12 protein-coding genes are annotated in these 12182 nt (G+C 72.1%); 8 read left to right on the forward strand and 4 right to left on the reverse strand.

What is annotated here, in order from left to right; genetic code table 11:
- Nucleotides 1-87 precede the first annotated feature (87 nt).
- Nucleotides 88-888, forward strand: coding sequence for a VOC family protein (locus ACWDRW_RS30520; protein WP_451728489.1), 801 nt, complete (start codon nucleotides 88-90; stop codon nucleotides 886-888).
- A gap of 179 nt (nucleotides 889-1067) precedes the next feature.
- On the opposite strand, the gene ACWDRW_RS30525 is transcribed toward ACWDRW_RS30520, so the two are convergent.
- Complete coding sequence (locus tag ACWDRW_RS30525; RefSeq protein WP_451728492.1) at nucleotides 1068-1502, reverse strand: protease inhibitor; 435 nt, start codon at nucleotides 1500-1502, stop codon at nucleotides 1068-1070.
- Between the two features lie 324 nt (nucleotides 1503-1826).
- On the opposite strand from ACWDRW_RS30525, the gene ACWDRW_RS30530 reads away from it, so the two are divergent.
- The 4 genes from ACWDRW_RS30530 to ACWDRW_RS30545 all read left to right on the forward strand — a co-directional run bounded on the left by ACWDRW_RS30530 (nucleotide 1827) and on the right by ACWDRW_RS30545 (nucleotide 5913).
- Entirely contained in the window at nucleotides 1827-2399 is a 573-nt protein-coding gene (locus ACWDRW_RS30530) for a hypothetical protein (RefSeq protein WP_451728495.1), read from the forward strand.
- A gap of 609 nt (nucleotides 2400-3008) precedes the next feature.
- Complete coding sequence (locus ACWDRW_RS30535; protein WP_451728498.1) at nucleotides 3009-3704, forward strand: alpha/beta fold hydrolase; 696 nt, start codon at nucleotides 3009-3011, stop codon at nucleotides 3702-3704.
- A 77-nt stretch (nucleotides 3705-3781) separates the two neighbouring features.
- Nucleotides 3782-4951, forward strand: a complete 1170-nt coding sequence (locus tag ACWDRW_RS30540) for a lactate 2-monooxygenase (protein ID WP_451728500.1) — start codon at nucleotides 3782-3784, stop codon at nucleotides 4949-4951.
- Complete coding sequence (locus tag ACWDRW_RS30545; RefSeq protein WP_451728502.1) at nucleotides 4948-5913, forward strand: 2-hydroxyacid dehydrogenase; 966 nt, start codon at nucleotides 4948-4950, stop codon at nucleotides 5911-5913. Before ACWDRW_RS30540 ends, ACWDRW_RS30545 begins: the two co-directional genes overlap by 4 nt.
- Here the strand turns inward: ACWDRW_RS30545 and ACWDRW_RS30550 are convergent.
- The 3 genes from ACWDRW_RS30550 to ACWDRW_RS30560 all read right to left on the reverse strand — a co-directional run bounded on the left by ACWDRW_RS30550 (nucleotide 5906) and on the right by ACWDRW_RS30560 (nucleotide 8553).
- Nucleotides 5906-7492, reverse strand: a complete 1587-nt coding sequence (locus ACWDRW_RS30550; protein ID WP_451728505.1) for an RICIN domain-containing protein — start codon at nucleotides 7490-7492, stop codon at nucleotides 5906-5908. The genes ACWDRW_RS30545 and ACWDRW_RS30550 overlap by 8 nt on opposite strands.
- A 434-nt stretch (nucleotides 7493-7926) precedes the next feature.
- Nucleotides 7927-8304, reverse strand: a complete 378-nt coding sequence (locus ACWDRW_RS30555; protein ID WP_451728508.1) for a toxin Doc — start codon at nucleotides 8302-8304, stop codon at nucleotides 7927-7929.
- A gap of 3 nt (nucleotides 8305-8307) precedes the next feature.
- Nucleotides 8308-8553, reverse strand: coding sequence for a hypothetical protein (locus tag ACWDRW_RS30560; protein WP_451728510.1), 246 nt, complete (start codon nucleotides 8551-8553; stop codon nucleotides 8308-8310).
- Between the two features lie 185 nt (nucleotides 8554-8738).
- Between ACWDRW_RS30560 and ACWDRW_RS30565 the strand changes: the two genes are divergently transcribed.
- The 3 genes from ACWDRW_RS30565 to qcrB all read left to right on the forward strand — a co-directional run bounded on the left by ACWDRW_RS30565 (nucleotide 8739) and on the right by qcrB (nucleotide 12162).
- Nucleotides 8739-9461: a 2OG-Fe(II) oxygenase gene (locus tag ACWDRW_RS30565; protein ID WP_451728557.1), complete on the forward strand. Its 723-nt coding sequence runs from the start codon at nucleotides 8739-8741 to the stop codon at nucleotides 9459-9461.
- Nucleotides 9462-9550: 89 nt separating this feature from the next.
- A complete protein-coding gene (sigJ, locus tag ACWDRW_RS30570) occupies nucleotides 9551-10690 on the forward strand; it encodes an RNA polymerase sigma factor SigJ (RefSeq protein WP_451728512.1) in 1140 nt (379 codons plus the stop codon).
- Nucleotides 10687-12162: a cytochrome bc1 complex cytochrome b subunit gene (gene qcrB, locus ACWDRW_RS30575; protein WP_451728515.1), complete on the forward strand. Its 1476-nt coding sequence runs from the start codon at nucleotides 10687-10689 to the stop codon at nucleotides 12160-12162. Before sigJ ends, qcrB begins: the two co-directional genes overlap by 4 nt.
- The last annotated feature ends 20 nt before the right edge of the window (nucleotides 12163-12182 follow it).

Raw genomic sequence — 12182 nt, forward strand, 5'->3', positions numbered from 1 at the left:
AGTCGGCCGTACGGCGGCCCGCTCGTCCTGCGTGACGGACGGGCCGGTGCCAGGCTGACCTGACACGGACCTCCGAAGGGAAAGCTCATGATCACCACCGACTCGGTCCCCGGCGTCCCCTGCTGGCTCGACCTCGGTGCCCCCGACGTACCGGCGGCCGCGGCCTTCTACGGCGCCGTGCTCGGCTGGGAGTACGAGGCCATGGAGGGCGGCGGCGAGGACATGGAAGGCGGGATGTTCCGCAGGGACGGCAAGATCGTCGCAGGGCTCGGCAAGCTCACCGAGCAGGGGGCGCGCTCGGCCTGGATGATCTACTACAACGTCGCCGACGCGGACGCCACCGCCCAGGCGGTCGAGAAGGCGGGCGGCTCCGTGCGGGTGGCCCCCATGGACCTCGACGAGTGGGGCCGCATGGCCCAGTTCAGCGACCCGCTGGGCGGCCAGTTCGCCGTCTGGCAGCCCGGCACGAACAGCGGCGTGGAGCTGGTGGACAAGCCGGGCTCGCTGTCGTGGACCGAGCTGTACACGACCGACACCGAGGGCGCGAAGAAGTTCTACGGCGATGTCTTCGGCTGGTGGTACAGCGACATGGAACTGCCGGGCGGCAGTGGCGCGTACGCCCTGATCACCCCGGCGGACCAGCCCGAGGAGCGGATGCAGGGCGGCATCATGGGCCTGTCCGCGGAGGACCTCGCGCTGACCGACGGCAAGCCGTACTGGCACCCCGTCTTCGACGTCGAGGACTGCGACGCCGCGATCGCCCGGGTCACCCAGAACGGCGGCAGCGTGCAGATGGGTCCCGAGGACGCCGAGGGCGTGGGCCGCCTGGCCGTCTGCGTGGACCCCTCGGGCGCGGACTTCGTGGTGCTCCAGCCGGCCCAGGACTGACAACGGCCGGTCCCCTGACGGGACCGGCCGTTCGACCAGCGGTACCGAGGTGCCGGCCGGGCGGCCCCACTCCGCCCGGCCGGCCCTCGTGACGAGATCACCGGCCCCGCGACAGGACTCGCACTCCCCAGTTGCGGGCCGCTGCACCGATGCACACGAGACCGTGCGATCCCGGTCCCTCAGAACGCGAAGACGCTCGCGCCGAGGGAGCTCTTCACGCATTCGTTGGAGAACGTCCGCTCGTAGGAGACCCGCTCGCCCCGCCAGACGCCGGCGACCGTGACGACGACGGGGTTGTACTCCCTGGTGCACAGCATGTCGTCGTCGCTCGCGAGCGCGTCGAAGTCCCCTTGGGCCGCGCGCAGTTCGGCGCAGGCCTGGCCGGCCGCCGGGTGCGTGCCGGAGGCCGAGGGGGCGCAGACGAGGGTGACGGCGCGCTCCGGGGCGGCGAGGGCCGCGCTCTCGCCGTGGGCCACGGTGAGCACGAGCGCCGAGGGGGCGTAGAGCGAGGCGGGCGCGTTGCCGGGGGCCGCGGGGGCGGCTCCGGCGAGGGGGCCGCAGACGGCCGCTGCCGTCAGGCCGAGGGTCGCTGCCCAGCGCGCGGTGTTCCGCATTGTGTGCATCCTTCCGCTCGAATCGGGGGTGTGCCGGAGTCCGCCCGATCGGGCCGGAACCGGCGACCGCCACTCTGCCGAGTCCGCCGCCGGAACACACATCGACCCCATGTGTTTCAGTAACATTGCGTGTTGAATCAGTGGCGTGAAGTAACGGAATTCGAACGTTCCAACCCCCTGGTGGGGCGATTCTTGATCGCCCGAAGCAGCCAAGTGGCCGGTTTTCCTGCGCTCCGCAATCGGCCTGAAACATTCCGATTCCGCTCTCGGCCGATCTCTCCGCGACCCCTTGTGTTCATGCTCGACTGGAGTAATCGTCATTACATGATTACGACAGAGCATCGAGAGCAGCTGCGCGGCTGGTTCGCCGGCCGCCTCCCCGACGATCTCTTCGAGCAACTGACCGAAGTCACGGTCGACCGCGAGGAGATCACGGTGATCGGCCGTATCCCCCCACCCCGGCTCACCGAGGACGCCTCGGACGCCGAGCGGAACGCCGCCGTGCAGGGCAGGGTCCAGGAGTTCCGGGAGCGCACCCGGGAGGCGCGGATGGCGGTGGCCCGCGAGGCCGAGCACCGGTTCGGGCGCAAGGTGTCCTGGGGCGTGCAGTGCGGCACCGAGCGCGCGCTGTTCACCCATGTCGCCGCGCCCGTGATGACCCGGCTGCGGCAGCCCGAGCGCCAGGTGCTCGACACCCTGATCGCCGGCGGGGTCGCCCGCAGCCGCAGCGAGGCCCTGGCCTGGTGCGTCCGCCTGGTCCAGCGCCACACCGACGACTGGCTCACCGAACTGCGCGACTCCCTGGAACACGTCCAGCGGGTGCGGGCACAGGGACCTGACGCCGAAGCCGGGCCGGGGGTGGAGGATTCACCCACCGGCGAGACGAACGCTGGATGAACCCCATCGCCTGGCACCGGTCTTGATCACGGCCGTGCGGTCGGCGGACCCTTGAGGGACGGCCTCCGCTCGCCGCGCACACCCCCGCGCCGGCGCTCGGCCGCCCCCTTCCCCGCCGCAGCGCCACCCCGCACTCCCGCTGCAGCCGCGCCGAGGAGGCGTTGAAGCTCCCATGGATCGTCACGCTGGTCGGTCGGGGTGGCTGAGCCGTACTGTGCCCCGGTGCGTTACTTGGCGGAGTCCTTCATCTTCGGGGCCTTGCGGCGGGGCCGTTCGGTTGAGCAGTTCCTCGGGCCGGTCGGCTCGCCGGAGCGCCCCGGTGTGAGGTATGCCGAGGTCCGGCCGGCGAGAACGTCGTACGAGGTCTACATCCACACCGTCGAAGATGTCGGGCACGAGTCCGTCGCCGGATGGGCATGCTTGGCCTGACCTGCGGACCGGCTCGTGGCGCCCTGACGGGGTGATCCACCTGATCGGAGCTGAGGCACCGGTGCCCTTCCGTCCGGACCGCGATGACATCCCCCCTGCGCTCGCGGCCGGGCCAGCAACCGACCCCCGAGCGACGCCTCGCACATCCTCACTGTCAGACCCCTCGGGTACGTTGCGGGCATGACGCGATTCGTACTGGTGGCCGGGGCGTGGCTCGGGGCGTGGGCGTGGGACGGGGTGGCGGCGGAACTGCGTGCCGTGGGGCACGACGTCCATGCCCTGAGCCTGGCCGGGCTCGCCGAGAGGACGGGCGAGCCCGCCGGGCAGCAGACCCACGTGCGGGACATCGTCGACTTCGTCGAGCGCCTGGATCTGCGCGATGTCGTCCTCGTCGGGCACAGCTACGCCGGTGTGCCGGTCGGGCAGGCGGCCGAGCGCATCGGTGACCGGCTGGCCCGGGCGGTGTTCGTCGACGCGATGGTCCCGGTCGACGGGGAGTCCGCCCTGTCCGGCTGGCCCAGCGACGAGGTGCGTCGGTCCATCGCCGAGCACGAGGGCCTCTGGCTGCCTCCCGCCCCCGAGGACTGCGCGGGGCAGGGGCTGACGGACGAGCAGATCGCCCGCTTCCTCGGCGGCGCGACCGCGCACCCGGGGGCGACGGTCACCGAACCGGCCGTACTCGCGCGTCCGGCCGGGGAACTGCCGGCGACCTACGTCAAGTGCCTGCTCGACGGGGAGGAGTTGATGGACTCGGTGGCCGAGGCGCTCAAGAGCGACCGGTGGGAGCTGGTGCGCATGGACACCGGACACTGGCCCATGTTCTCGCAGCCGCGCGAACTGGCCCGCGTCCTGCACGAGTCGGCGACCCGGACCTGACCCCTCCCCTCCTGCCTACCGGTCGGTATGGTCGGCGTACTTGCGCGTTCTCAGCGACGAGAGGCGGGACGTACGACATGGCCAAGCACTGGGCGGACTTCCAGTACGAGATCTATCTCAACGGGATGACGGGGGCCGTACCCCGGCTGCCCACCGATCTGACCCGGCTCGAGGAGCTCACCGAGCAGCGCCTCGGCCCGGGGCCGGTCGGCTATGTCGCCGGGAGCGCCGGGGACGGCGGCACCGCCCGCGCCAACCGGGCGGCTCTGAAGCGGCGCCGGATCGTGCCGCGCATGCTGTGCGACGTCCACGAGCGGGACCTGTCCGTCGAGGTGCTGGGCCGCGCCCTGCCCGCTCCGCTGGCACTGGCTCCGGTCGGCGTGCTGTCGATCATGCACCCGGACGCCGAGTCGGCCGCCGCCCGCGCCGCGGCCGTGCAGGGCGTGCCCTTCGTCCTGTCCTCCGCCTCCAGCACCCCCATGGAACAGGTCGCGGAAGCCATGGGGGACGCCGAGCGCTGGTTCCAGCTGTACTGGCCCAAGGATCCCGAAGTGGCCCGCAGCTTCCTCGGCCGGGCGAAGGCGGCCGGGTACACCGCCCTCGTGGTCACCCTGGACACTCCGCTGCTGGCGTGGCGGCCACGCGATCTGGACCAGGCCTATCTGCCGTTCCTGCACGGCGTGGGCACCGCCAACTACTTCACCGACCCGGCCTTCACAGCGGGCCTGGCCAAGCCGGTGCACGAGGATCCCAACGCCGCGGTCATGCACTTCGTGGGCATGTTCGCCGACCCCGCCAAGACCTGGCCGGACCTGGCGTTCCTGCGCGAGAACTGGGACGGCCCGATCGTCCTGAAGGGCATCCTGCATCCCGACGACGCGCGGGCGGCGGCCGACGCCGGGATGGACGGGGTCGTCGTCTCCAACCACGGCGGCCGGCAGGTGGCCGGTTCGATCGCGGCGGCCGACGCCCTGCCCGGGGTCGTGGCGGCGGTCGGCGACCGGCTGACCGTGCTCTTCGACAGCGGTGTCCGCACCGGCGACGACATCTTCAAGGCCCTGGCGCTCGGCGCGCGGGCGGTGCTCGTCGGACGGCCCTACGTCTACGGCCTCGGCCTCGACGGACAGGCGGGCGTGGAACACGTCATCCGCTGTCTGCTCGCCGAACTGGACCTCACCCTCGCCCTGTCGGGGCACGCCGGCCCGGCCGGCCTGAGCCCCGCCGACCTCGTCGAGGAGTCCGTATGAACGTGCTCGCCGTCATCGCCCCGCACGTGGGCGGCCGTGGCACCGGAGCCGGCCTCGCCACGCTCTTCCCCGCCGACGCGCACGTCACCGTCGTCGAGGCGGCGGACGAGGACCCGGCGGCGCTGCGCTCCGCCCGGGTGATCATCACCGGGCTCGCCCCGGTGACCGCCGAACACCTCGCCGCGGCACCGGAGCTGGAACTCGTGCAGTGCGCGAGCCACGGCTTCGACTACGTCGATCTCGCCGCCGCCCGCGAGCGGGGCGTGCGGGTGTGCAACATCGGATCCAGCGGCGCCGAGGCGCAGAACGTCGCCGAGCAGACCTTCGCCCTGATGCTCGCCCTCGCCAAGCAGTTGGTCCCCGCCCACACCGCGCTCGTCGAGGCCGACTGGGCCCTGCCCCGGCTGCAGCGCTCGCTCACCGAACTGTCCGGCAAGACCCTCGGCATCGTCGGCCTCGGTCAGATCGGCCGCGAGGTCGCCCGCCGCGCGGTGGCCTTCGACATGAACGTCGTCTACGCCGGACGCAACCGGGTCGCCGAGGAGACGGAGGCGAGCCTGGGCGGCGCCCGCCACCTCCCCCTCGACGACCTGCTGCGCACCGCGGACTACGTCTCCCTGCACACACCGCTCACCGACGCCACCCGGCACCTGCTCAGCGCCGACCGGCTGGCCCTGCTGAAGCCGACGGCGTTCGTGGTGAACACCGCCCGGGGCGCCCTGATCGACCAGGACGCCCTCGCGGACGCACTGGAGAAGGGCGCCCTGGCCGGGGCGGGCATCGACGTCTTCGACCCCGAACCGCCCACCCCGGCCCTGCGGTTGCTGCGCGCCCCGAACGTGGTCCTCTCCCCCCACGCCGGCGGAGTCACCCGCGAGACGCTGGTGCGCATCGCGCTGGCCGCCGTGGAGAACGTGACCGGCCATCTCTCGGGGCGGGAGGCGCGGGACGTGGTCAGCTAGGCCGCTCCGGCGGGGGCGCGGCGACCGAGAGCGAGCCCGGGTTCGCCGACGCCCCCGGATCGGCCGGCCAGCGCTGGGCGCCGGAGCCGTCGCGGACCTTGACTACGATGTCAGCGCCCGCGGCGCCGTTGGTCGAGGTGAGCGCCAGCTGCTCGTCCCAGCGGGGGAGCAACTCCCCCTGCACGGTGAGGTCGTACCGCACATCGTCGGCACGCTCGTCGTCCGCGTCGGCACACCGGCCGAGGACCACGACACCGGCGTCCACATGCGAGTCGAGGCACAGCTCCGGCTCGGCGGCGCTGCGCAGCAGCCCGTCCTTCTCGTACGACCACTGCTGGGTCCGAGCCGCCGAGCAGGCCGCGAGTTCGGCACCGGCTCCCTCCTCGGGGTCCTCGCGGATGTCCAGGCACAGATCGGCCCCGGCGTTGCGCAGCCGGGTCCGCACGGGCGGGACGGGGAGTTGGGCGGTGTCCGCGGGCGCGGAGGACACCGTGGGCGGGGCCTCGGCTCCGCTGCCGCCGCTGGTGGCGGAGGCGGCCGGGGCGGTGCCGTCGTCGTCGGACCAGACACTGACCGCGAGGACGGAGGCGAGCAGCCCGGCGGAGGCGACGCCGACACCGGTGAGCAGCGCCCGGGACGGACGCGGCCCCTCCACCACCCGGCGCACCTGGGCGGGAACCCGGGGCATCAGGCGCCGCCGGCCGCGGCCGTGCCGGGCCGGACCTCGGGGGCGGGCGCTCTGCTGGGTGCGTCCCGGGCGGGAATCCAGATAGCGGCGGGCGCCCCAGCCGAGGACGGCCTCGGCGAGCAGGATGCCCAAAGCACCCTCGAAATGACTCAGTTGTTCGGCGGCCGAACGGCAGTAGCGGCAGTGGGAGAGATGCTGCTCGACATCCGGCAACAGCGCCCCTCCGCGACGAATGGGGACGTCGAGGAGGCGGTTGTAGAAGCGGCAATCCTTCGTCGGCGCGAGTTCCCGGTGGGCGTGAACACAGCCTTCGCGGAATTTTTCACGCGCTTGTTCGAGGGCGACCGACGCGGTGTCGGTATCCATGCCCAGCAGAGCGGCGGGCACGGTTATCGGTTCCGCCTCCACCTCGGTGTGCCACAGCAGACAACGGGCCAGTCCTGGAAGGGCGTTGAATGAACGTCCGGCCAACTTGCGATTTTCCGGGGTCATGGACTTGGCGGCCCGCATACCGCGGCCTCCGGCGGGTTTCCCGAGAACCGGCAGAACGGCCGATATCCGCTCCTCGGCCGCCCAGGTGCGGACCGTGTCCCGCACGGCGACCAGCAGCCGGGGACGCAGCGCCGTCGCCGGTTCGCCGAGCGCCAGCCGGTCGAGGACCTGATGGAAGGCGGCGGCGGTGACCATGGCGGCGAGGTCGGACCGGGAGGCGAGACAGATCACCGCGTATTCCTGGGCGGAGCGCCAGTGTCGCGCCATCAGCAGGGCGACGGAGGGGGCCGTCTCACCGTCCGGTCTGCCTCTGAGACCGCCGGCGAGGCCGTCGTCGGATTCCTCGGGGACGCCGGTGGGCGGGGGGTAAGGGGGGCGAGGGGGGTGGGGGGTGGGCACAGAGCGGATTCCTTCCCACGCGCAGGAGAACAGCGCGGGGAGCGTGAATTCACCGACCCCCATCCGGCCCGATCCCCCATCGGTTCGAATGCGACCCGGCTTTTACCCCCCGCACGGGCACTTAACCCTCGCACAAAACACTCACACCCAACAAGGCACTCGGGCAACATCCGCACCTTTGAAAGAAAGTCAGATACAGCGGCAACTCCCGTCAGCGGTACGGACTTTTGCCTTTGCCCTGCGCCCCGTGTGAATCACACACCCGTGCCGGAGCACCACGCACGCTCCCGGTGCCCGCGCGCCCGTAGTGAACTGGAACCGGCCCCTCGGAAGGCCCCGCGCGGGACGGCGGCTCTCCTGCGCGAAACGGCCGCCGACCCCGTTCCTCCGCCCTCGGTCGGCGGCCCCGAGGGGGCGGGGCCCGGTCGGCGGCCTCAGATCTGCCAGGAGCGCAGCCGGTCGGCCGCGCCGAAGACGTCGGTCTTGCCGTCGATCAGATCCCGGGTCAGGTCGACCAGGGCGCCGTAGGGCGGATCGATGCCGACGCCGCTGACGAACATGTAGGCGACGGCGGTGGCGCAGGCAAACCGGGCGTTGGCCGCGGGCAGCGGCTTGAGCAGGGCGAGGGTGTGCAGCAGCGCGGCGGCCCGCCAGGCTGCGTCGGAGTTCACGCCGAGACGCGGCGGGTCGACCCGGTGCCGGGCGACGGCCGCGACCAGCGCCGAGAAGTCGTTGATCGTGGGCTGGTCCGGCAGGACCTCTTCGTGCCGCTGGAGCAGCCAGGGCACGTCGATGTGGAGGACGGGTCCCATCGGTCAGGCGGCCCGTCCCTCGCCCTTGGTGGGCGGTTCGTCGTCCGGGAACGCCGCCGCGAACTCGTCGGCGTGCGAGGCGAAGAACCGGCGGAAGGCCTCCGCGCCCTCCTGGAGGGCCCGGTGCCGGGCGATGTCGGCCGCCGCCGCCTCCCGTACGAGCGCCTTCATCGACGTACCGCGTTCCTTGGCGATCTGCCGCAGGTCCTCAAGTTCGCGGTCGCTGAACTCCACGTTGAGAGCTGGCATGACCTCACGGTACCGCGCGGGTACTCAACCGTAAATACCCCCAGGTCAGATGCGGTGCACGACGGTACCTGAGGACGGTGTCCGCATCCCGCCGGTCACCGGGTGGCCCGCGCCGCAGACTCGGAGGCGAGCACCGCGGACTCGGCTTCGAGCACCGCGGACTCGGCCGCGAGAAGGAGGACGTCATGCCGTTCACCGCCCCCACCGCGCGCCGCAGGGTCGCCGCCACCGACTGGGCCGCGCTCGCGGCCGAGCTGGACGTGCACGGCGGCGCGCCGACGGCACCGCTGCTGACGCCCGCGGAGTGCCGCGACCTGGCCGCGCTGTACGAGAAGCCGGAGCTGTTCCGGACCACCGTCGACCTGGCCCGCCACCGCTTCGGATCGGGCGAGTACCGCTACTTCACCCACGAACTCCCGGCCCCGGTGGCGGCGCTGCGCGCCGCGCTCTACCCCCGTCTGCTGCCGATCGCCCGCGACTGGGCCGCCCGCCTCGGCCGCCCGGCGCCCTGGCCCGACTCCCTGTCCGAGTGGCTGGAGCGCTGCCGTGCGGCGGGCCAGGACCGCTCGGCACAGATCCTGTTGCGCTACGCGGAAGGCGACTGGAACGCGCTGCACCGGGACGTCTTCGGGGACCTGGTCTTCCCGCTCCAGGTCGTCGTGGGCCTCGACGAGTACGGCACCGACTACACCGGCGGGGAGTTCCTGATGGTGGAGCAGCGCCCGCGCGCCCAGTCCCGCGGCACCGCCACCGCACTCCGGCAGGGCCACGGGCTGGTCTTCACGACGCGCGAACGCCCGGTGCGCGGCAGGCGCGGCTGGTCGGCGGGGGCGATGCGGCACGGGGTGAGCACGGTCCGCTCGGGCCGGCGGCACGCGCTGGGGATCGTCTTCCACGACGCCAAGTGAGACCTGGGTCACATATCGGTCATCGGATGTCACAGCAGCGGCCCCTCGGAGCCTCTCAGTGGTGAGCGCACCACCGCGGAGGCCCCCGTATGTCCGACACACCTCTTCCCGAAACCGCCGCCCGGCCCGAGACGTCCGCCCGGGGCGGGACAGCCGACCGGCCGGCGGCGGCCGAACAGGCCGGGACCGATGACCGGCCGGCGACCCGGGCCCGTCCACAGGCTCCCGGTCGCCCCGAGCCCCACGACCGCCCGGACACCCACCACCGCCCCGAGCCCCACGACCACCCGGAGACGCCGCACCGCCCAGCGAGCCCCGACCGTCCGGACCGGGCGACGGGCGTCTTCGTCGACCATCGCGAGCTGCTGTTCGGCGTCGTCTACAACGTGCTGGGCAGCGTCGCCGACACCGAGGACGTGCTGCAGGAGACCTGGCTGTCCTGGACCGCCCGGGGTGGCGGCGAGCCGCTCGACGGGGTCGACAACCCACGGGCGTACCTCGTCCGCGTGGCCGTCAATCACGCGCTGCGCCGCCGCGCCACGATCAGCCGCCGTCAGGAGACGTATGTCGGTCCCTGGCTGCCCGAGCCGCTGGTCGCGTCCGACGAGGGCGCGGACGACCCGGCGCTGCGCACCGAGTCGGTGTCGCTGGCGATGCTGGTGGTCCTGGAGTCGCTGACCCCGCTGGAGCGCGCGGTGTTCGTGCTGCACGAGGTGTTCGGCTACCCGCACACCGAGATCGCCGACATCCTCGACCGCACCCCCGCGGCCGTACGGCAGCTGGCCCGGCGCGCCCGGGCCCACGTGGACGCGCGGCGGCCGCGGTACGAGGCACATCCGCGGGTGAGGCGGGAGGCGACCGAGCGGTTCGTGCGGGCCGCGCTCGGCGGGGACATCGCCGCGCTGATGGAGATCCTCGCGCCGGACGTCACGGTGTGGTCGGACGGCGGCGGCAACCGCAAGCCGGCGGGGCTGCGCCCGGTGCGGGGGCGGGACAAGGTGGTCCGGCTGCTCACCGGCCACGCGGCCCAACAGGGCATCGGCGATCTGGACGTGCGGTACCGCCGCGTCAACGGCGACGACGCCGCGGTGCTGTTCGAGGGGGACGCGCCGTTCGCCGTGATGGTCATGGACCTCACCCCGGAGGGCGACCGGATCTCGGGCGTCTACATCGTCAGCAACCCCGACAAGCTCACCCACGTCGAGCGCGGCGAAGAGGAGGAGGCATGAAGCCGGAGGCCTCCAGGGGCGAGCGCGTCGCCGACTGGTTCGACGGCCGCATCGGCATTCACGCGCTGGGCCGCAGGTACCTGCGCAAGGTCTTCCCCGACCACTGGTCGTTCCTGCTCGGGGAGATCTGCCTGTACAGCTTCGTGGTGCTGATCCTGACCGGCGTCTATCTCACGTTCTTCTTCCACCCGTCGATGAACGAGGTGACGTACCAGGGCAGTTACGTCCCCCTCAACGGCGTGCGCATGTCCGAGGCGTACGCCTCCACCCTCGACATCAGCTTCGACGTGCGCGGCGGACTGCTCATCCGCCAGCTGCACCACTGGGCCGCGCTGGTCTTCGTCGCCGGGATGCTCGTCCACATGATGCGGCACTTCTTCACCGGGTCGTACCGCAAACCCCGTGAGGTGAACTGGCTGTTCGGCTGGCTGCTGCTGTTCCTCGGCATGTTCGAGGGCCTGTTCGGCTACTCGCTCCCGGACGACCTGCTGTCGGGCACGGGCCTCAGGTTCGTCAACGGGGCGCTGCTGTCGGTGCCGATCGTGGGGACGTACCTGTCGATGTTCCTGTTCGGCGGCGAGTTCCCCGGCGACGACATCGTGGCGCGCTTCTACTCCCTGCACATCCTGGTTCTGCCGGGCATCATGGCGGCCCTGGTCGTCGCCCATGTCCTGCTGGTCGTCTACCACAAGCACACCCAGTTCGCGGGGCCCGGCCGGACCGAACGCAACGTCGTGGGCGCCCCGTTCATGCCGGTGTACCTGGCGAAGGCGGGCGGCTTCTTCTTCCTGGTCTTCGGCACGCTCACGGTCCTCGCCGCGGTGGCGACGGTCAACCCGGTCTGGGCGTACGGCCCGTTCCGCGCCGACCAGGTCTCCACGGGCGCCCAGCCCGACTGGTACCTGGGCTTCGCGGAGGGCCTGGTGCGGGTGATGCCGGGCTGGGAGATCAACCTGTGGGGCCACACCCTGGTCCTCGGCGTCCTGATCCCCATCGTGGTCTTCCCCCTGCTCCTGCTCCTGCTCGGAGTCCACCCCTTCCTGGAGTCCTGGATCACCGGCGACAAGCGCGAGCACCATCTCCTCGACCGCCCCCGCAACCACCCGGTCCGCACCGGCCTCGGCGCGTCCTGGATCAGCCTCTACCTGATCCTCCTGGCGGGCGGTGGAAACGACATCGTGGCGACGAAGCTGCACCTGTCCATCAACACGGTGACCTGGACGATCCGCGTCGCCGTCCTCCTGCTCCCGGCCGCGGTCTTCGTCCTGACCCGCCGCATCTGCCTGGGCCTCCAGCTCCGCGACAAGGAACTGATCGCCCACGGCCGCGAGACGGGCATCGTCAAACGCCTCCCGCACGGCGAGTACGTCGAACTCCACGAACCCCTGGACCAGGCCCGCCTGCACACCCTCACGGCCCACGAACGACCCCGCGAGTTCGTCGAACAGGAGTCCAGTGCGGAGCTCCCCTGACCTCACCCGCAGCTCCGCCG

Source organism: Streptomyces sp. NPDC003635 (genome assembly GCF_053587635.1).

Coding starts and splice junctions, on each gene's coding strand:
- ACWDRW_RS30520 (WP_451728489.1), top strand. CDS start 88: ATGATCACCACCGACTCGGTCCCCGGCGTCCCCTGCTGGCTCGACCTC.
- ACWDRW_RS30525 (WP_451728492.1), bottom strand. CDS start 1,502: ATGCGGAACACCGCGCGCTGGGCAGCGACCCTCGGCCTGACGGCAGCG.
- ACWDRW_RS30530 (WP_451728495.1), top strand. CDS start 1,827: ATGATTACGACAGAGCATCGAGAGCAGCTGCGCGGCTGGTTCGCCGGC.
- ACWDRW_RS30535 (WP_451728498.1), top strand. CDS start 3,009: ATGACGCGATTCGTACTGGTGGCCGGGGCGTGGCTCGGGGCGTGGGCG.
- ACWDRW_RS30540 (WP_451728500.1), top strand. CDS start 3,782: ATGGCCAAGCACTGGGCGGACTTCCAGTACGAGATCTATCTCAACGGG.
- ACWDRW_RS30545 (WP_451728502.1), top strand. CDS start 4,948: ATGAACGTGCTCGCCGTCATCGCCCCGCACGTGGGCGGCCGTGGCACC.
- ACWDRW_RS30555 (WP_451728508.1), bottom strand. CDS start 8,304: ATGGGACCCGTCCTCCACATCGACGTGCCCTGGCTGCTCCAGCGGCAC.
- ACWDRW_RS30560 (WP_451728510.1), bottom strand. CDS start 8,553: ATGCCAGCTCTCAACGTGGAGTTCAGCGACCGCGAACTTGAGGACCTG.
- ACWDRW_RS30565 (WP_451728557.1), top strand. CDS start 8,739: ATGCCGTTCACCGCCCCCACCGCGCGCCGCAGGGTCGCCGCCACCGAC.
- sigJ (WP_451728512.1), top strand. CDS start 9,551: ATGTCCGACACACCTCTTCCCGAAACCGCCGCCCGGCCCGAGACGTCC.
- qcrB (WP_451728515.1), top strand. CDS start 10,687: ATGAAGCCGGAGGCCTCCAGGGGCGAGCGCGTCGCCGACTGGTTCGAC.